The sequence below is a fragment of the Streptosporangium sp. NPDC000095 genome (assembly GCF_042899335.1).
In the GTDB taxonomy this organism is placed as follows: domain Bacteria; phylum Actinomycetota; class Actinomycetes; order Streptosporangiales; family Streptosporangiaceae; genus Streptosporangium.
In genome coordinates this window covers 1,059,169-1,077,677 of record NZ_JBIAZS010000001.1, presented here as the reverse complement: position 1 = coordinate 1,077,677, position 18,509 = coordinate 1,059,169, and the positions used below count along the sequence as shown (strand labels likewise).

The 18,509-nt window shown below is 69.2% G+C and carries 20 protein-coding genes; 7 read left to right on the top strand and 13 right to left on the bottom strand.

The features are described from left to right. Positions 1-7: 7 nt before the first annotated feature. Genes ACFY3V_RS04500 through pcaH form a run of 7 tightly spaced genes read right to left on the bottom strand, consistent with a single transcriptional unit; the run spans position 8 to position 6,354 of the window. Positions 8-700, bottom strand: a complete 693-nt coding sequence (locus ACFY3V_RS04500) for a 3-oxoacid CoA-transferase subunit B (RefSeq protein ID WP_362898514.1) — start codon at positions 698-700, stop codon at positions 8-10. Next, positions 697-1,371, bottom strand: coding sequence for a 3-oxoacid CoA-transferase subunit A (locus ACFY3V_RS04495; protein ID WP_362898512.1), 675 nt, complete (start codon positions 1,369-1,371; stop codon positions 697-699). Before ACFY3V_RS04495 ends, ACFY3V_RS04500 begins: the two co-directional genes overlap by 4 nt. Continuing rightward, complete coding sequence (locus ACFY3V_RS04490) at positions 1,368-2,570, bottom strand: thiolase family protein (RefSeq protein ID WP_389769899.1); 1,203 nt, start codon at positions 2,568-2,570, stop codon at positions 1,368-1,370. Before ACFY3V_RS04490 ends, ACFY3V_RS04495 begins: the two co-directional genes overlap by 4 nt. Next, complete coding sequence (gene pcaC / locus ACFY3V_RS04485; protein ID WP_389769896.1) at positions 2,567-3,766, bottom strand: 4-carboxymuconolactone decarboxylase; 1,200 nt, start codon at positions 3,764-3,766, stop codon at positions 2,567-2,569. The genes ACFY3V_RS04490 and pcaC overlap by 4 nt, the downstream gene beginning before the upstream one ends. After that, positions 3,763-5,007: a lyase family protein gene (locus ACFY3V_RS04480; protein WP_389769893.1), complete on the bottom strand. Its 1,245-nt coding sequence runs from the start codon at positions 5,005-5,007 to the stop codon at positions 3,763-3,765. Before ACFY3V_RS04480 ends, pcaC begins: the two co-directional genes overlap by 4 nt. Positions 5,008-5,023: 16 nt before the next feature. Further along, positions 5,024-5,578, bottom strand: coding sequence for a protocatechuate 3,4-dioxygenase subunit alpha (gene pcaG / locus ACFY3V_RS04475; protein WP_362898504.1), 555 nt, complete (start codon positions 5,576-5,578; stop codon positions 5,024-5,026). After that, positions 5,575-6,354 (bottom strand): protocatechuate 3,4-dioxygenase subunit beta, encoded by a 780-nt coding sequence (gene pcaH, locus ACFY3V_RS04470; protein ID WP_389769890.1) that lies wholly within the window; start codon positions 6,352-6,354, stop codon positions 5,575-5,577. Before pcaH ends, pcaG begins: the two co-directional genes overlap by 4 nt. Before the next feature lie 101 nt (positions 6,355-6,455). Between pcaH and ACFY3V_RS04465 the strand changes: the two genes are divergently transcribed. Continuing rightward, positions 6,456-7,235: an IclR family transcriptional regulator gene (locus ACFY3V_RS04465; RefSeq protein WP_389769887.1), complete on the top strand. Its 780-nt coding sequence runs from the start codon at positions 6,456-6,458 to the stop codon at positions 7,233-7,235. 454 nt (positions 7,236-7,689) lie between these two features. Here ACFY3V_RS04465 and ACFY3V_RS04460 read toward each other — a convergent pair whose 3' ends face one another. From ACFY3V_RS04460 to ACFY3V_RS04440, 5 genes are all read right to left on the bottom strand, one after another. After that, complete coding sequence (locus tag ACFY3V_RS04460; protein WP_389769883.1) at positions 7,690-8,622, bottom strand: amino acid ABC transporter permease; 933 nt, start codon at positions 8,620-8,622, stop codon at positions 7,690-7,692. A 5-nt stretch (positions 8,623-8,627) separates the two neighbouring features. Beyond that, on the bottom strand, positions 8,628-9,296 hold the full coding sequence (locus tag ACFY3V_RS04455; RefSeq protein ID WP_362898495.1) for an amino acid ABC transporter permease: 669 nt from the start codon (positions 9,294-9,296) through the stop codon (positions 8,628-8,630). A gap of 60 nt (positions 9,297-9,356) precedes the next feature. Further along, positions 9,357-10,178: a glutamate ABC transporter substrate-binding protein gene (locus ACFY3V_RS04450; RefSeq protein WP_389769878.1), complete on the bottom strand. Its 822-nt coding sequence runs from the start codon at positions 10,176-10,178 to the stop codon at positions 9,357-9,359. A 55-nt stretch (positions 10,179-10,233) separates the two neighbouring features. Then, positions 10,234-10,989: an amino acid ABC transporter ATP-binding protein gene (locus ACFY3V_RS04445; RefSeq protein ID WP_350944629.1), complete on the bottom strand. Its 756-nt coding sequence runs from the start codon at positions 10,987-10,989 to the stop codon at positions 10,234-10,236. Between the two features lie 83 nt (positions 10,990-11,072). Beyond that, positions 11,073-11,747 carry a Uma2 family endonuclease gene (locus ACFY3V_RS04440; RefSeq protein ID WP_389770238.1) on the bottom strand — a complete coding sequence of 225 codons (675 nt, stop codon included), beginning with the start codon at positions 11,745-11,747 and terminating at the stop codon, positions 11,073-11,075. Positions 11,748-11,919: 172 nt separating this feature from the next. Here ACFY3V_RS04440 and miaB point away from each other — a divergent pair, with 172 nt between their 5' ends. The 4 genes from miaB (at position 11,920) to ACFY3V_RS04420 (ending at position 15,934) form a co-directional block, all read left to right on the top strand. Beyond that, positions 11,920-13,413 carry a tRNA (N6-isopentenyl adenosine(37)-C2)-methylthiotransferase MiaB gene (gene miaB / locus ACFY3V_RS04435; protein ID WP_362898490.1) on the top strand — a complete coding sequence of 498 codons (1,494 nt, stop codon included), beginning with the start codon at positions 11,920-11,922 and terminating at the stop codon, positions 13,411-13,413. 532 nt (positions 13,414-13,945) lie between these two features. Continuing rightward, positions 13,946-14,500, top strand: coding sequence for a hypothetical protein (locus ACFY3V_RS04430; protein ID WP_389769873.1), 555 nt, complete (start codon positions 13,946-13,948; stop codon positions 14,498-14,500). 149 nt (positions 14,501-14,649) lie between these two features. Continuing rightward, complete coding sequence (locus ACFY3V_RS04425; protein WP_362898486.1) at positions 14,650-15,318, top strand: hypothetical protein; 669 nt, start codon at positions 14,650-14,652, stop codon at positions 15,316-15,318. Positions 15,319-15,406: 88 nt separating this feature from the next. Then, positions 15,407-15,934 carry a methylated-DNA--[protein]-cysteine S-methyltransferase gene (locus ACFY3V_RS04420; RefSeq protein ID WP_362898484.1) on the top strand — a complete coding sequence of 176 codons (528 nt, stop codon included), beginning with the start codon at positions 15,407-15,409 and terminating at the stop codon, positions 15,932-15,934. A gap of 42 nt (positions 15,935-15,976) precedes the next feature. On the opposite strand, the gene ACFY3V_RS04415 is transcribed toward ACFY3V_RS04420, so the two are convergent. Beyond that, a complete protein-coding gene (locus ACFY3V_RS04415) occupies positions 15,977-16,279 on the bottom strand; it encodes an antitoxin (RefSeq protein WP_362898482.1) in 303 nt (100 codons plus the stop codon). A gap of 73 nt (positions 16,280-16,352) precedes the next feature. Here ACFY3V_RS04415 and miaA point away from each other — a divergent pair, with 73 nt between their 5' ends. After that, positions 16,353-17,258, top strand: a complete 906-nt coding sequence (gene miaA, locus ACFY3V_RS04410) for a tRNA (adenosine(37)-N6)-dimethylallyltransferase MiaA (RefSeq protein WP_350944620.1) — start codon at positions 16,353-16,355, stop codon at positions 17,256-17,258. Positions 17,259-17,380: 122 nt separating this feature from the next. Beyond that, positions 17,381-18,187, top strand: coding sequence for a diaminopimelate epimerase (gene dapF, locus ACFY3V_RS04405; RefSeq protein ID WP_362898480.1), 807 nt, complete (start codon positions 17,381-17,383; stop codon positions 18,185-18,187). Positions 18,188-18,509: the final 322 nt, after the last annotated feature.

Here is an 18,509-nt window from a genome sequence, read left to right as displayed (position 1 = left end):
CGGCGGCTCAACTTTCAGAGGCCAAAGGACGGACGGGTACGTCCAGACGGTCGGTCAGCTTCGCGACGGTGATGCCGTAGGTGTTGACCACGACGACGCCGTCGGGGCCGACGAGGAAGGCGCCGTACTCGGTGTAGACCCGGCTTACGCAGGCGAGGCCGGTGAGCGGGTAGGTGCAGTGGGGGACGAGCTTGGGCGAGCCGTCCTTCGCGAAGAGGGTCATCATCACGAAGACGTTCTTGGCTCCGATGGCGAGGTCCATGGCCCCGCCGACGGCGGGGATGGCGTCCGGGGCGCCGGTGTGCCAGTTGGCGAGGTCGCCGTGCTCGGAGACCTGGAAGGCGCCGAGGACGCAGACGTCGAGGTGCCCGCCGCGCATCATGGCGAACGAGTCGGCATGGTGGAAGTACGAGGCACCGGAGAGCTCGGTGACCGGGACCTTGCCGGCGTTGGTGAGGTCGGGATCGATCTCGTCTCCCTCCGCGACGGGGCCCATGCCGAGCATGCCGTTCTCGGTGTGCAGGACGACACCGGAGCCGGGACGCAGGTGGTTGGAGACCTGGGTGGGCTGGCCGATGCCGAGGTTGACGAAGGATCCGTCGGGGATGTCGCGCGCGACTGCGGCGGCCATCTCGTCGCGGCTCAGGGGTCCGCGGTCGGCGCGCTCGATCGTCCGGTCGACGTTGACGGTGATGGTCATGTGGGTTTCTCCTGTGCGACCTGTACGATGCGGTCGACGTAGATGCCGGGCGTGACGACGGCCTCGGGGTCGAGGTCGCCGGTCGCGACGATGTGGGTCACCTGGGCGATGGTCGTCGCGGCGGCGGTCGCCATGACGGGCCCGAAGTTGCGAGCGGTCTTGCGGTAGACGAGGTTGCCCATCGGGTCGCCGGCGTGGGCGCCGATGAGTGCGACGTCGCCGTGGATCGGCATCTCGAGGACATAGTCGCGCCCGTCGATGGTGCGGGTTTCCTTGCCTTCGGCCAGTGGGGTGCCGACGCCGGTGGGACAGAAGAACGCGCCGATGCCCGCGCCGGCCGCACGCATACGTTCGGCCAGGTTGCCCTGCGGCACGACCTCAAGCTCGATCTTGCCCGCGCGGTAGAGCCCGTCAAAGACGTAGGAGTCGGACTGGCGCGGGAACGAGCACACGATCTTGCTCACGCGGCCGGCCGCGAGGAGCGCCGCCAGGCCGGTGTCACCGTTGCCGGCGTTGTTGGACACAACGGTCAGGTCGGTGGCGCCCTGCTCGATCAGGGCGTCGATCAACGCGACCGGCATGCCGGCCATGCCGAACCCGCCGACCAGCACTGTGGAGCCGTCCTCGATGTCCGCGACGGCCTCGAGCGTCGAGCTCTCGATGGTGGTCATCGGACCCCGCCCTTGGACGAGCCGGTGTTCTCGAGCACGACGGCGAGAGCTTGGCCGACGCCGATGCAGATGCCCGCGACTCCCCAGCGCTCGCCCGACTCGGCCAGGCGGTGGGCCAGCGTGCCGAGGACGCGCGCTCCGGAGGCACCCAGTGGATGACCGATGGCGATCGCGCCGCCCTTGACGTTGACGATCTCCGGGTCGATCTTCCAGGCGTCGACGCACGCGAGCGACTGCACCGCGAACGCCTCGTTGAGCTCGACGGCACCGACGTCCGGCCAGCTGATGCCTGCGCGGGCGAGGGCGGTGTTGGCGGCCTCGACCGGCGCGAACCCGAAGTCCTGCGGGTCGAGCGCGTGCACGCCGCGTCCGGCGAACCGGGCCAGCGGATCGAGACCGATCGTCTCGGCCGCCTCGGCCGAGCCGATCAGCAGCGCGGAGGCGCCGTCGTTCAGCGGTGAGGCGTTGCCGGCGGTGATGGTGCCGTCCACTCGGAAGACCGTTTCGAGACCCGCGAGCTTCTCGAGTGTGGTGTCCTCGCGGATCGACTCGTCACGCGTGAGCTCCACGCCGTCGACCGGCGTGACCAGGGCGTCGTAGAAGCCGGCGTCCCAAGCGGCCACGGCCAGCTCGTGCGAGCGGGCCGCGAACTCGTCCTGCCGCTCGCGACTGATGCCGAACTTCTTCTGCAGCTGCTCGTTGCACTCGCCGAGAGAGACGGTCCACTCGGCCGGCATCCGCACGTTGACCAGGCGCCACCCCAGCGTCGTGGAGACGGCGGTCGTGTCGCCGGCCGGGAAGCCGCGGGCCGGCTTGGGAAGGACCCAGGGGGCCCGCGTCATCGACTCCACGCCGCCGGCGACGACAATGTCGGCGTCGCCCGTCTCGACCGCGCGCGACGCCATGATCGCGGCGTCGAGACTCGACCCGCACAGCCGGTTGACGGTCGTCGCCGGGACGGAGGTGGGCAGCCCCGCGAGCAGCACCGCCATGCGGCCGACGTTGCGGTTGTCCTCGCCCGCGCCGTTGGCGTTGCCCCAGAAGACGTCGCCGATCGCGGTGTGGTCGAGGCCTGGTGCCTTGGCGAGCACGCCCGTGAGTGCCGTCGCGGCGAGGTCGTCGGGTCGCACGTCGGCGAGGGCCCCGCCGAACCTGCCGAAGGGGGTGCGGCCGGCCGCGTAGAGGTGGGCGCTGGTCATGCTTGCTCCTGATCGATCTTGGCCAGGACTTCCTGGGCGATGCGGAAGGCGGTGTTGGCGTCCGGGACGCCGCAGTAGATCGCGGTCTGCAAGAGCAGCTCCCTGATCTCGTCGTTGGTCAGCCCGTTGGTGCGAGCGGCACGGACGTGCATGGCGAACTCCTCGTGGTGCCCCCGGGCGACGAGGGCCGTGAGGGTGATGAGCGAGCGGCTGCGTCGGTCCAGACCGGGGCGGGTCCAGATCGAGCCCCAGGCGTACTGCGTGATGAGCTCCTGGAACTCGGTCGTGAAGTCGGTCGCCGACGCGGTGACGCGATCGACGTGGGCGTCACCCAGCACCTCGCGACGGGTCTTCATACCGGCATCTCGCACCTCGGCGACGGTCAGCGGCTCATCGACCAGGGGCTCGCCCGAGGCGTGGGCGAGGATCAGTCGGGCCACCTCGGCCGGCTGCTCGGCGGGTGCGAGGTGCGCGACGCCGTCGAGCACGACCAGGTGACCGTTCTTCACACCATCGGCGATCTCCTCGAGTGACGCCGGGGGAGTCGGAACGTCCTCACGGCCGGCGATGGCCAGCACGGGCTGCTGGATGTCCGCGAGCCGGTCACGGACGTCATGGCCTGCGATCGCCTCACACACCAGGGCATACCCCTCGGCGTCGGTGTTCTGCAGTGCGTGGAGCAGAGCGGCACCGGTCTCGGGATCGCGCTCGAGGAACCCGTCCGCGAACCAGATGGAGGCCGATCTCTCCAGGACGGCCGGAGTGCCGGACGCCCGGACGGTGGCGGCCCGATCGCGCCAGGCCTGAGCCTCACCGATCTTGGCGCCGGTGCACAACACGACGGCGGAGTCGATGCGCTGCGGTGCGTCGAGCAGGAGATGCAGTCCTACGGCGCCGCCGACGGAGTCGCCGGCGTAGACGAACGAGGTATCGACCGCGTCGCGCTCGGCGAGCACGTCGTCGACCATCGCGAGCACGCCGATGGCGAGCTCGGCCATCGTGAACGGTTCAGCCACGATCGAGTTGGTGCCGTGGCCGGGCAGGTCCCACGCGATGACCTCGAAATGGCCGGAAAGGTGCTTGGCAGTCGACGACCAGAGCGTGCGGGCCGACGTGCCGAGTGAGGGGCCGAGCACCAGGAGCGGCAGTCGGGGAGAGCCGCCGAGCCGGACGGCGGTGATCTGCGGGATGGTCACGCGTTCTCCTCAAGGAAGGTCCGGGCCCGGGCGACCGCGTCGACGACAAGGTCGCCCGAGAAGCCGAGGTAGGTGGTGGGGTCGTCGTCGTGCTTCGCGTCGAGTAGGTCGGCGACACCGCGACGCTCGGCCAGGACGTCGTCCGCCGAGTGGTCGAGCGTCGCGCGCATGCGCTCGGTGTCGACGTGCAGCCCTTCGAGGAGCTCGGTCGTCTGGGAGGCCGCGACGACGGTGCGCCGCGCGAGGGTGCGCAGCGTCGCCCACTCGACGTGCCATGCGCCGTCGGGACGCTGGTCACCTGCCATGGCGGACGCCAGGTGCATCGACGAGCCGAGGCCCGGGGCCGCGAGGGCGGCGCGACGGATGAGCACGGACAGCACCGGGTTGCGTTTGTGCGGCATCGTCGAGGAACCGCCACGCCCGTCGACGGCCGGCTCGGCGAGCTCGCCGATCTCGGTGCGGGACAGGGTCGCGACGTCGGTCGCCATGTGTCCCCAGGCGTCCGTGCACGCGACGAGCGCGTCGGCGGTGCGGGTCAGGGGACCACGCGAGGTGTGCCAGGGCCGGCGGGTTCGAAGACCGAGCGCCTCCGACGTGATCGCCACGACCTCGGCGGCCACGGAGGGCGCATCGGTGAGGTCGCGTAGGCCGGCGAGCTCCGTCGTCGCCGCGAGGGTGCCGACGGCGCCGCCCAGCTGGACCGGCAGCTGGCCACGCGCGTCCACGACCGACTCGGCTGCGTCGACGATGCCGTCCAGCCACGACGCCGCGATGGCGCCGAAAGTCGTGGGCACCGCGTGCTGTGTGAGGGTGCGACCGACCATGGGTGTGGTCGCGTGCTGCTCGGCCAGGACCGACAGGGTCGTGACCTGCGCCCGCAGCTCGTCCAGCAGGCGGTCGAGCACATGGCGCATGGTCAGGACCAGCGCCGTGTCGAGCACATCCTGACTCGTGAGTCCGCGATGGAGCCACGCCGCCGCGTCCTCGCCGACGCGTGAACGCAGCAGCTTCACGAGCGGGATGACCGGGTTGCCCCCGGACTCCGCGCCCAGGGCGATCGCTTCGACGTCATCCGCCGTGACAAGAGCCGTGAGGTCGACGTCGTCTGAGGCCGGAACAAGTCCGGCGTCGACGAGAGCGCTCAGCCAGGCGGCCTCGACCCGCACCATCGCTTGGAGCAGGTAGGCGTCGGACATCAGCTCGCCCGCGCGTTCGTCGCCGGGCCAGAAGAGATCGGTCATGGAGACAGCCTGCCGCTCAATGACCGGGGTAGGTCAGGAAGACCGTCTCGCGGCCCCCCTGCAGGTGGATGTCGAACACGAAGCCGGTCGCGTCGGCCTCGGCGACCAGGGTGCCCCGCCGCTCTGGCGCGACCGACGACAGCAGGGGGTCGTCCGCCAGCCGAGGGTCACCCGGGACGTAGGCGCGGGTGAAGAGCCGGTTGAGCAGGCCGCGGGCGAAGACGGTGACGGCGAAGAACGGTGCACGGCCGGGCTCGGTGGCGCCGGGTACGAGGGTCGAGAACGAGTAGCGTCCCGCGCCGTCGGTCGCCGAGCGTCCCCAGCCGGTGAACGTCCAGCCGTCGCGGTGGAGCGAGCCGGGCCGCTGGGGAATCGTCCCCTCCGGAGCGGCCTGCCAGATCTCGACGAGCGCGTCGGGGACGGGGGTGCCCTCGCCGTCGACCACCAGTCCATGCAGGCGGATCGCGTCGGTGCTGCCGGCCGGCACGAGCTCCGAGTCTCCCCCGAAGGGGAGCGCGTAGTGGAAGAACGGCCCGACGGTCTGGCCGGGCGTGGGGGGCAGGGGGCTCATACGTGGTCCTCGCTCTCGTCTTCCATCCACGTACGGTGGCTGCCCGTCAGGACGATGTCCCAGCGGTAGCCCGTGCTCCACTCCGGCGTCGTCAGGTCGTGGTCGTACGTCGCGATGAGGCGAGCGCGCGCCTTCTCGTCGGTGATCGACTGGTAGATGGGGTCGAGGGCGAACAGGGGGTCGCCCGGGAAGTACATCTGCGTGACCATACGCTGCGTGAAGTCGGTGCCGAACAGCGAGAAGTGGATGTGCGCGGGGCGCCAGGCGTTGCGGTGGTTCTTCCACGGGTACGGGCCCGGCTTGATGGTCTGGAACGTGTACGACCCGTCGTCGCCGGTCAGGAACCGGCCGGCTCCGGTGAAGTTGGGGTCGAGCGGCGCGGGGTGCTGGTCGCGCTTGTGGATGTAGCGCCCACCGGCGTTGGCCTGCCACACTTCGACGAGCTGTCCGCGCACCGGGCGTCCGTCGCCGTCGACGACGCGGCCCGTCACCGTGATGCGCTCGCCGATCGGCTCGCCGCTGTGCTGGATCGTGAGGTCGGCCTCGAGGGGACCGACGTCCTGCGGGCCGAAGCACGGGGCCCACCGCTCGATCGTCTCAGGATCGACGTGGTGCAGGTCCTTCGTCGGGTGGCGCAGGACGCTGCTGCGATAGGGCGGATAGTTGAGCCGCGGCTGGGTCTCGGGCTGGGGGAGGCGCGACTGTCCGTACTCCTTGGAGATCGCCGCGATCTCGCGGCTGATCTCGTCCTGCATCGCGAGGGTGGGTTCGTTCACGCTCCTGACATTAGGTTCGTGAGCTGCGAAGTGAGAGGATGGCCTTTCACTGGATGAAAGGGCGGCTCATGGCCGGACGGACCTCGAACCCCGGGGCGAGCGTGGCCTCGCGGCTGCTGGCCGTCCTCGGTGCCTTCGACGCCGACCACCGGTCTCTGACCCTGAGCGAGATAGGCCGCCGGGCGGACATCCCTCTCCCGACAACGCACCGTCTGGTGGCAGAGCTGACGGACTGGGGTGCCCTGGTTCGACGGTCGTCGGGGGAGTACGTCGTCGGCCGGCGGATCTGGGAACTCGGACTCTTGGCGCCCTTGCAGACGGGTCTCCGCGAGATCGCCTCCCCGTTTCTGCACGACATCTATGCGGCGACGCTCGCGACGGTGCACCTCGCGGTGCGCGACGGCTCCGAGGTCCTCTACCTCGACCGGCTCGCCGGATCGCAGTCCGTACCGATCGTGAGCACGGTCGGATCCCGCCTGCCGATGCATTGCACCGGCGTGGGCAAGGTCCTCCTCACCTATGCGCCCGAGGTCGTGCGGGCCGAGGTGCTCGAGAATCTCACGCGGGTCACGCCCTACACGGTGACCCAGCCAGGACGTCTGGTCGCCGAGCTGCGCCGCGTCGAGCGCGACGGCTACGCCACGACGACTGAGGAGATGAGCCTGGGGGCGTGCTCCGTCGCCGTGCCCGTCCGGGTCGGCGACGGACGGGTCGTCGCGGCCGTGGGCATCGTGGTCCCGAGCCTCAAGCGAGACCGGGTGAAGCTGGTCGCCTCCTTGACCGTCGCGGCGTACGGCATCGGACGCAGCCTCGGGGCCCTGCATGCGCTCGATCGCAATCTCGATCCTTGGGTCGCGGTGACAGTGAGGCGGGCGAACTGAGCGGCCTTGGTCTGCTGGTAGGCGACAAGCTCGGCACCGGCTCCGGGACCCTCCCTCCCTGGGCGGGGTGTGTTTCCTGTTGGCGATGTGCCTGTTTCCGAAAGGTCGGCTACCGGCTTGTCCGAAAGCGGCTGCTGTACTTACATGCTCGTGCCGTGGGAGAAGGGATCAGACGGCAACGACTTTTTCACCACGGTGACGCACGGGAGCCCATGTCGTCGGCCGCCTGCGCATAACCCGCTCCTCCCGGCCAGGTCCGGAGTCGACCGGCACGCCGGCGGACCGCCGCGGGGCACAGGGGTCCTGTACCCCGCCACAGTCCGTCGATCGCAAGGATCAGTAGCGATAGCCTGATAATTCCCTACCTGGTGCCAACAAGTGTGATCCGGTGCCCCAAACCGTCCAGGCCGCGGCCACTCATTGGCTCCGACTATCGCGATCCGGCTCAGTACTCCTACGGTGCGGGGGTGCCGGGGCCGTCCTCGACCGCCGTCGGCGAGTCGGGCCGGGCGATCGGCTTGGCCGCGGTCTTCCTGCTGCGACGGCTCCGTCTCTCCAGCCAGGTGGCGACGGCGCCCACCATCACGTTGATGATGATGTAGATGATCGCGATGACGATCACAGCGGGAATGATGTTGTTGAAGTTGGAGGGCAGCACGCGTGCCCCCGCGTTCAGCAGGTCCTCGAACGACACGATGAAGCCGAGGGCGGTGTCCTTCAGGAGGACCACCAGCTGCGCGACGATCGCCGGCATCATGACCGTGACCGCCTGCGGCAGCAGGATCATCCGCATCACCTGGCCGGGACGCATGCCGACCGCGAGCGCGGCCTCGCTCTGCCCGCGGGGGATCGACAGGATGCCCGCCCGGACGATCTCCGCCAGCACCGAGCCGTTGTAGAGGACGAGGCCGATCACCACCGCCCAGAACGGCGTCACGGTGAGCCCGAAGACCGCGCTGCCGCCGAACATCACCGCGAAGATCATGATCAGCAGCGGGATCGCCCTGAAGAACTCGACGACCGCACCGGCGGCGCGCCGGATCCAGGCGTTCGTGGAGAGCCTGCCGATGCCGAAGACGAACCCGAAGGGCACCGCGATCAGGGCGGCGACCGCGGCCGCGGTGAGCGTGTTCACCAGGCCGGGCAGGATCAGGTTGATCCACACGTCGCCGCGCAGGAACGGCGTCCACAACTCGGCGCTGAGCTGGTTCTTCTCGCCGAGCTTGGTCACCATCACGTACACCGCGAACAGCACGGCGAGGATGACGAGCACGGTGAGAACGTTGTTGCGGATCCGGGCCCTGGGGCCGGGAATGTCGTACAGGACGCTGACGCGTTCCGAGCTCTCGGCGCGCCGCTTGCGCGCCGGGGGCCGTTCTGTGGTCACAGCGGTCATCGGACCACCGCCAGGCGCTTGGCGAGCCAGCCGAACAGCAGTCCGGTCGGCAGGGTCAGGATCAGGAAGCCCAGCGCGAACCCGGCGAAGATCTGGATGACCGCGTCGCCGTGCGCCTCGAACAGGGTCTTCATGGTCAGGGACGCCTCACCCACCCCGATGGCCGCGGCGATCGTGGTGTTCTTGATCAACGCGATCAGGACGCTGCCCAGCGGGGCGATCACCGCGCGGAACGCCTGGGGCAGCACGATCAGCCTCAGGTTCTGCCCGAAGGTGAGCCCGATGGCACGGGCCGCCTCCGCCTGGCCGACCGGGACCGTGTTGATCCCGGCGCGGATCGCCTCACAGACGAACGCCGCCGTGTAGGCGGACAGTCCGATGATGGAGAGCCACAGGTAGTTGGTGGACAGGCTTTCGGAGAACGAGACGTCCAGGACCAGGCCGAGCCCCAGTCCGCAGAACACGATCACCAGGGTCAGCGGGGTGTTCCGCAGGGTGTTCACGTACGTCGTGGCGATCCCGCGAAGGACCGGCAGCGGGCTGACCCGCATGCCCGCGAGGATCGTCCCGAGCACGAGCGCCACCAGCCCGCTGGCGAGGGTGAGCCGGATCGTCAACCAGAAAGCGCCCAGAATGACCTGGTATTCATCGAAGAGTGCCTGCACTCATCCCTCCCGTGGTCACAGGCCGGGGCGTCCGTACGCCCCGGCCGAGGTGTGACCGAATCAGTAGCGCTCGACGGTCGGCGGGTTGGTGAAGAACTTGCCGAACTCGCCGAAGTTGGCGTCGATGGCCTTCTTCCAGCTGCCGTCCGTGAACATCTTCTCCACGGCCGCGTTGACCTTCTCGCGGGTCTCCGTGTCCTCCAGCTTCAGGCCGATGCCGTACTTCTCCTCGGAGAAGGGCTGGCCGACGAGGCGGAACTTGCCGGGAGACTGGGTGGCGAAGCCGGCCAGGATCGTCGCGTCGGTGGAGATCGCGTCGACCTGCTTGTTCTCCAGCAGGGGCAGGCAGGCGCCGTAGCCCTGCTGCTCGGTGAGGAAGCCGCTCTTCCACTCGTCGCCGAACTTCTCGACCAGGCGGGCGGGGGAGGAGGAGCCCTGGGCGCCACAGACCTTCTTGCTCTTGAGGTCCTCGACGCTGTTGATCGTGGTGTCGTCCGCCCGGGTCAGGATGTCCTGGCCGGTGACCAGGTACGGCCCGGCGAAAGCGACCTTCTTCTTGCGGTCGTCGGTGATCGAGTAGGTCGCGATCACGGCGTTGACCTGGCCCTGCTGGATGAAAGACTCACGGTTGGCCGAGATGGCCTCCTTGAACTCAATCTTGTCGTCCGTGTAGCCGAGCTCCTTGGCGATATAGCGGGCGACATCGACGTCGAAACCCTTGAAGGAGCCGTCAGGCTGCTTCTGGCCGAGACCGGGCTGGTCGACCTTGATTCCCACGACGAACTTGTCGCCTCCGCTGCCGCCGTCGTCGCCGCACGCGGTCAGACCAGCCAGCGCCGCCGCGGCTGCGATGACCACGGCTCCAATACGACGTACACGCATTCTTGCTACCTCTTTTTCGTCAGGGACATCAGGAACATCAGGGGTGAGCAGGCCGTCAGTGAGTGAGGATCTTGGAAAGAAAATCCTTGGCCCGGTCGGTCCGGGCGTTGGTGAAGAACTCCTCGGGGGTGTTCTCCTCCACGATCTGGCCCTCGGCCATGAACACCACGCGGTTCGCCGCGCGGCGGGCGAAGCCCATCTCGTGGGTGACGACCATCATCGTCATCCCCTCCTGGGCAAGGCCGATCATGACGTCGAGCACCTCCTGGACCATCTCCGGGTCGAGTGCCGAGGTCGGCTCGTCGAACAGGATCATCTTGGGGTCCATGGCCAGGGCGCGGGCGATCGCCACGCGCTGCTGCTGGCCTCCCGAGAGCTGCGCGGGATACTTCGACGCCTGGGCGCCGATACCGACCCGCTCCAGCAACTCCATGCCCCGCCGCTCCGCGGCCTCCTTCGCGACGCCGCGAACCTTGATCGGCCCAAGGGTGACGTTCTCGAGGATCGTCTTGTGGGCGAACAGGTTGAAGGACTGGAACACCATCCCGACCTCGGACCTGAGCTTGGCCAGGGTCTTGCCCTCCACCGCGAGCGGCTGCCCGTCGAAGGTGATGGTCCCCTCGTCGATCGCCTCCAGCCGGTTGATCGTCCGGCAGAGGGTCGACTTGCCGCCGCCTGAGGGGCCGATGACGACGAGGACCTCGCCGCGGGAGATCGTCAGATTGATGTCCCGAAGGACGTGCAGGCTGCCGAAGTGCTTGTTGACACCTTCAAGCACGACCAGAGGAGTCTTGTCCCCGTTCTCCGTCATGCTGGACAACGTAATTCTGTAAAGGGCACCTGGGGCTAACCCTGCGGTACCGATCAGATCACGTCCTGCTCACGCCTTGATCATCAAATCCTGCTCAAAGCCTCAGGGTCGACTCTGAACTTGAACGGCTCCGTCAGGTCCACGGTCGTTCCGGTGGCGACACGGTGGATGAGCTGGTACTCGCCGTTCTCGTCGAGGGCATATGTGAAGATCACGGGAAGCTCGTCGGATCCCTGCCCTCGGAATGGCTCCATCTCGACGCGCCAGAAGTGAGGTATCCCCGCCTGTGCGTACTTGGCCGGTTTGATGATCCGGTCCATCGCCGTGGTGGATCTGGAAACGATCTCCACGACGATGTGCACCCACTCTGGGTCTATGAGCTGTGCGCCGTTGCGGATCGGCTGCCTCTCCACCACCATGACGTCCGGGATGACGCCCGGCCTGGCATCCAGGAGAAGCCCGGTGGCGGTGATGGCCATCAGTTCCTCGGGTGCGGCGTCTTCCAGAAACCGGCGGAGCCGGTCGCCGATCCACTGATGCTGGGCGGGTGGAGCAGGAGACACAGTGAGGCTCCCGTCGATGAGCTCGTAGCGACCGCCGTCGTCCCGGGAATTGAGCTCGAACCATTCGTCAACACTGAGTTCGCCGGGCGTCTCCCAGAAGTTCGCCGCCGGGGCCGCGGGCGTCTGCGGCTTCTTGCGTGGCTTCTGGGTGGGCTTCTTGGCCTTCAAAGGGGCCTCCGAGGTCTGCACGAGCATCGCCACCGTGGCTCACCACTCTCAGCTGTCGGTCGAGTCCTCATCCTCGCATGCGGCTTCGGAACCCCAGCTCAACGAGATGATTGACGGTGTGTGACCGTTCGATTACCTTGGGTTCGGCTGGGTGAGGGCGTACCTGAAGGTTCCGCGGAGCGCCTACCCTTGTCGTGAGATGACTGCCACCGTGGAGAGCGCCCGCACGTACGAGGTCCGTACCTATGGGTGCCAGATGAACGTGCACGACTCGGAGCGCCTGTCGGGCCTCCTGGAAGACGCGGGATACGTCCCGGCGGCCCAGGGGGAGACGGCCGACGTGGTCGTGTTCAACACCTGTGCCGTGCGGGAGAACGCCGACAACAAGCTTTACGGCAACCTCGGCCACCTGCGTCCCTCGAAGGTGGGCAACCCCGGCATGCAGATCGCCGTGGGCGGTTGCCTGGCGCAGAAGGACCAGGGGGAGATCGTCCGCAGGGCGCCCTGGGTGGACGTGGTGTTCGGCACCCACAACATCGGCTCGCTGCCGGTGCTGCTCGAGCGGGCGCGCGTCCAGCGGGAGGCCCAGGTCGAGATCAAGGAATCCCTGGAGACCTTCCCGAGCACGCTGCCGACCAAGCGCGAGTCCGCCTACGCGGCGTGGGTGTCGGTCTCCGTGGGGTGCAACAACACCTGCACGTTCTGCATCGTGCCCGCGCTGCGCGGCAAGGAGAAGGACCGCCGTCCCGGCGACGTCCTGAACGAGGTGCGAACCCTGGTCGACCAGGGTGTGCTGGAGATCACCCTTCTCGGTCAGAACGTCAACACCTACGGCGTGGAGTTCGGCGACCGGCTCGCCTTCGGCAAGCTCCTGCGGGCCTGCGGCGACATCGAGGGGCTGGAGCGGGTCCGTTTCACCAGCCCGCACCCGGCGGCCTTCACCGACGACGTGATCGCGGCCATGGCCGAGACGCCCAATGTGATGCACCAGCTCCACATGCCGTTGCAGTCGGGCTCCGACCGGGTCCTCAAGGCCATGCGCCGTTCCTATCGGGCCGAACGCTACCTGGGCATCATCGAGCGGGTCCGCGCGGCGATGCCCGACGCGGCGATCTCCACCGACATCATCGTTGGTTTCCCCGGCGAGACCGAGGAGGACTTCCAGGGCACCCTCGACGTGGTGCGCGAGTCGCGGTTCGCCAACGCCTTCACGTTCCAGTACTCCATCCGGCCGGGCACCCCGGCCGCCACCATGGACGACCAGATTCCCAAGGAGGTCGTGCAGGAGCGTTACGAGCGGCTCGTCGCCCTGCAGACCGAGATCTCCTGGGCGGAGAACAAGAAGCAGGTCGGCCGGACGCTCGAGGTGCTGGTCGCCGAGGGCGAGGGCCGTAAGGACGAGGCGACCCATCGCATGTCGGGCCGGGCCCCCGACAACCGTCTGGTGCACTTCACCCCCGGTGCGGAGGTTCCGCGTCCCGGTGACGTGGTGAGCGCCGAGGTCACGTACGCGGCACCGCATCACCTGGTCGCCGACGGTCCGGCTCTGAGGCTTCGCCGCACCCGCGCGGGCGACGCCTGGCAGGCGCGTCAGGGCGCCCCCGCCGGGGCCGGTTCCGGGGTCATGCTCGGCATGCCCTCGATCGGCCGCCCCGCCCCGCTCCCCGAGACCTCGGGCTGCTCCGTCTCCTGAAGGTCCGGTCTCCCGGCCGGGCGTCCGAGGTCCGGTGCTCGCCCCTGCTCCACGAGCTGCTGAGCGCGGTCCGGTCTCTCGCGGCCCCGGCCTGTCTCCTGAGGCCCTGCCCTTCCTGAGAGGGGCACGGGAGACAACTCTCCTGAGGCGCTCCCTCCCGGCGGGTTTTCCGGGGCGTGCGCCCGGAGTGCCCTCTCAGGACGACCCTCGTGACGCGCTCCTTCCCTGGGCCGGGATTTTTCGGAATGCTCCCCCTCTGGGGGAGATCTTCTGATTGTTTTCTGGACGCCTCTCCAGGTGGTGCGAGTCCATGATCGAATCGCCGGAACCCCCGGTGGGGACGGTGATTCCGGTGACGCCGATGCTCCTGCCAGGGAGGACGTGCACGGCGTCGCCGTCGGCCCCTTAACGGATGATATTTCGTGATTCATCCGTGATTGATGTGCGAGCATTTCCCTGCTGTGGCTACTGTGGTTCAGCACCCGCGGAAGCCGTGGAGGTTTCCCCCCGAGAACCGCAGGGAGTTTTCCCCATGCACGTCCCTCCATCTTCGGGCAGTCCCGAGGAACCAGAGATCATCGTCGGACCCGCCGACGAGCCCAGACAGTCACGTAAATCCCGTAAGCCCCGACGGAGAAGCGGCCTGGCCATAGCCGTCTTCTCCGTCCTCGCCGCCGCGCTCCTGGGCGGAGGTGCCGTCTTCGCCTACGTGAACGCCGGAGGCGACGACTCCCGAGTGCCGGCGGTGCCGGACAGCGCCCAGGAGGCGGTCCAGGAGCCCGAGCCGGACCAGAGCTCGCCGCAGGACGAGAAGCAGAAGCCGAAGAAGAGCGCGGACGTCGCCTCCGGAGGCGATGACACGTCCACCGGAGGTGGTGGCTCCAACACCGGAGGCGGCGGTTCCAACGCCAACGCCAACACCGGCGGAACGGGCGGGAACGAGCCGGCCGCGGGGAGACCCGCGGAGGACAAGCCGTCGAAGCAGCGGCAGAGCAGCCCGCAGAAGTCGCAGGGCCCTCAGGAGGGCGATCTGAGCGATGGCCCTGCCGGCTATGTGCATCCCCAGGGGCCCGTCGGCGGCTACTGACCCAGGGGCGATGAGTCAAAGATGATCGGTACGGCCGGGGCGCGGTGCGAGAGGCACCGCGCCCCGGCGCGTTTCCGGATCTTGTACGACCATCCTCGCCGCGAGGCCGCGAGACGGTCGCCGGGGGAGGGCTCCGTTAGTCTGGCGAGGTGCTTGTCGCCGCGGCCGTGTGTCCGCATCCCCCGCTGCTGGTCCCCGAGCTGGCCGGGGCCGCGGCCTCGGAGCTCGACGACCTCAGGGCGGCCTGCGCGGCCGCGGTCGGGGCGTTGCGCGGCGCGGAAGCCGACGAGATCGTGGTGGTGGGAGGCGCCGACCGAACCGCGGCGTACGGCGCGGACGCGGCGGGAAGCCTCGCCCCCTGGGGGGTCGACGTCCGAGGCGGCGAGGGGGAGCCTGTCCTGCCGCTGTCCCTGACGATCGGACGCCGCCTCCTCGACGCGGAGCGCCTGACCGCTTCGGGATTCCACGCGATCTCCTTCGACGCTTCTCCCGGGGAGTGCGCGGCCCTGGGAGAGCGGCTGGCGGCCACGGCCGGTCGCGTGGCGATGCTCGTCATGGCCGACGGTTCGGCCTGCCTCACCGAGAAGTCCCCCGGATATCTGGACTCCCGCGCGAAACCGTACAACCGGGCGATCGTCGAGGCACTGGCCCGCGCCGAGATCCCGGCGCTCGACCCCGGTGAGGCCGCCGGGCTGTGGGTCGCGGGCCGTGCGGCCCTGCAGGTTCTCGGCGGGTGCCGAGGCGCCCTGCGCGGCGAGATCCTCTACGACGACGCGCCTTACGGCGTCGGTTATTTCGTCGCCCGCTGGACGGAGTGATCTCGCAGGGAAGTGGCTATACCGTGGCGGACGAGGACGGCGCCAGGGGCGTCGGTGACGACGATCTCGCGAAGGGAAGACGAGGCCGATGGCGGGGACCGTGGCGTTCGGGAGCATTCCGACGCGGCTGGGGGACATGGCCGTCGCCGTGACCGAGGACGGCGTGGTGAGCGTCGGCTGGGAGGATCCGTCCCGGTTCAGGGCGCGCCTGCTCGAACGGCTGGGGTTGGAGGAGACGGACGATCCCGGCATGACGGCGGCCGTGCTCGGCGAGCTGGGCGACTACTACGCGGGCAGACTGAAGGTCTTCGGGGTGCCGCTGGACTGGCGGCTGACCTCGCCGGTGCAGCGCAGGGTGCTCGGCACGCTGTACGAGACGGTCCCGTACGGCAAGGCGGTGACCTACGGAGAGCTGGCGGCCCGCAGCGGGACGGGTGTTCCCGCGCGGGCCATCGGGTCAATCATGGGAGCCAACCCGATCCCCGTCATCGTGCCGTGCCACCGGGTGGTCGCGGGTAACGGGCTCGGCGGGTTCAGCGGTGGCGACGGCGTGGAGTCGAAGCGCTGGCTGCTGACCCTGGAGGGCTACCTGCAGCCGATGCTCGACTGGGACTGACCGTGGACCGGAATCGGCCACGGTAAATCGTCTGCGGATCGCCTAAGGCCCTGAGGGCGGCGGCGTTGTGCCGGGACCGGACGCGGTGTCGTCCCGCCCGGAAGGCCCGGAAGGTGTGGTGTGTCCGGGCGTGGGCTTCGTATCCGGCGGCGTGGCGCGGCCGGGCTCGTCGATCTTGTCGGCCATCTTCCTGGCCTTCTGCGCGGCGGTGTCGACCTGCTGGGCGTGCTTCGGACCCAGCTTCTTCTTGGCGAACCGTTCCGCCTTGTCGATGCCCTTTTTGGCGAGTTCTTCGGTCTTGGCGCCGCCACCCAGCATGTGCTTGACCTTGTCGAGGATGGACATGGTGAATCCCCCAATTCCGATGCGAGGACACATCGCCTCTCATCCATACCCGGGGAGTTGGCAGACTTACCTCGTGCCTCAACTACCCGTCATCGCCGTCGTCGGCCCGACCGCGGCCGGAAAGTCCGATCTGGCCGTGGATCTCGCCCTCGAACTCGGGGGCGAGGTGATCAACACCGACTCCATGCAGCTTTACCAAGGAATGGACATCGGAACGGCGAAACTGTCCGTGGCGGAGCGCAGGGGAGTGCCCCACCACCTGCTGGACATCTGGGACGTGACCACGACCGCGAGCGTGGCCGAGTACCAGTCGCTGGTCCGGCCGCTCATCGACGACCTGCGGGCGAAGGAGGTCGTGCCCATCCTGGTGGGCGGATCGGGGCTGTACGTGCGGGCCGCCCTGGACGACCTGGAGTTCCCCGGTACCGATCCGGAGGTCCGCGCCCGACTGGAGGCCGAACTCGACCTGCGAGGCCCCGGCCCGCTGTACGAGCGGCTCCGCGAGCGCGATCCGAAGGCCGCCGAGACCATCCTCCCCGGCAACGGGCGCAGGATCGTCCGCGCGCTGGAGGTCATCGAGATCTCCGGGCGGCCGTTCTCGGCCACGATGCCGTCGTACGACGCCGTCTACGAGAGCGTCCAGCTGGGGGTGGAGGTGCCCAGGGCGACGCTGGACGCCCGGGTCGAGGCGCGGGTCGACCACATGTGGCGGGCCGGGCTGGTGGACGAGGTCAGGGAGCTGGCCGCGCGCGGGCTCGCCGGAGGCCGTACGGCGAGCCGTGCCCTCGGGTACGCGCAGGTGCTGCGCTTCCTCGGCGGGGAGTGCACCGAGGAGGAGGCGAAGCAGGAGACGGTACGGGCGACGCGGAGGTTCGTCCGCCGCCAGGAGTCGTGGTTCCGCCGCGATCCTCGCGTGATCTGGCTTCCTCAGCAGGAGCCCGACCTTCTGGGGCGCGCGCTCGCCGCGATTCGCGGCTGACCACTCCGGGGGACCGGCCGGGGAGCGGATACGGGCGTGGGTGAACGGCCGGGGTGCGGACGGAGGCGCGGGTGACCGGCCGGGGTGATGAGGGCGGAAGCGTGCCCGGATAGGGTTGGTGAATGCGATTCGTGAAGGGACACGGCACCGAGAACGACTTCGTCATCCTCCCCGACCCGGACGGTGAGCTGGAGTTGTCCGCGACGACCGTGGCGGCGCTGTGCGACCGGCGCGCGGGGATCGGCGCGGACGGCGTGCTGCGCGTGACGCGGACGAAGCTCAGCCCGGAGGTGTCCGGCCAGGCGGGCGAGGCCGAGTGGTTCATGGACTACCGCAACGCCGACGGCGGCGTCGCCGAGATGTGCGGCAACGGGGTGCGGGTCTTCGCCCGCTACCTGGTCGACGCGGGACTCGCCGTGCCCGGGGAGTTCGGTGTCGCGACCAGGGCGGGCGTCAAGCGGGTGCGGCTGGCGGAGACGGGTGACGTGACCGTCGAGATGGGCCCGCCCAGGGTGCTGGGGTCGAGTCGCACGACCGTCGCGGGCCACGAGTACGAGGGTCTGCACGTCGACATGGGCAACCCCCACCTGGCCTGCGTCATCGGCGACCCGGTGGCCCAGCTCGACCTGAGTCACCAGCCCGCGTTCGACCCCGAGACCTTCCCCGGCGGGGTCAACATCGAGCTGCTCAATCCGGTGGGCCCGCGCCGGGTCGTCATGCGGGTCTTCGAGCGCGGTTCGGGTGAGACGAGGTCCTGCGGCACCGGCGCCGTCGCCTCGGCGGTGGCGGCCGCGCGGCTGGCCGGTGAGAGCGGCGGCACCTGGGCGGTGGAGGTGCTCGGAGGCACGGTCACCGTCACTCTCGACGAACACACCAGTTACCTGGCGGGTCCCGCCGTCCTGGTCGCCTCCGGTGTGGTCACGCTCTGAGCGGTGCGCGTCCTGGGTCGTGTCCGGTGTGGGTCACGCGCCGAACGGCACGTTTCCTCGGCCGTGTCCTGTGTGGTCGCGTTCGGAGTGGTACGTGTCCCGGTCACGTTCCGAGCGGTGCGCATGACGTCGCCGCCTTCGCCGCCTTCGCCGCCCGCACTGTCGCGCGGGCGCGGCGTGCCCGCCGGGGACACGCTCCGGGGCGCGGAGGTGAATCTTTCGTGACCCTCGTGGCGTCGCCGCGGGCCCCGCGCCCGGCGGGGACACGCTCATCCGCACGTGCGGGGCCACACCGTGAGGCCTCGGAGGTGCACGGGATCGC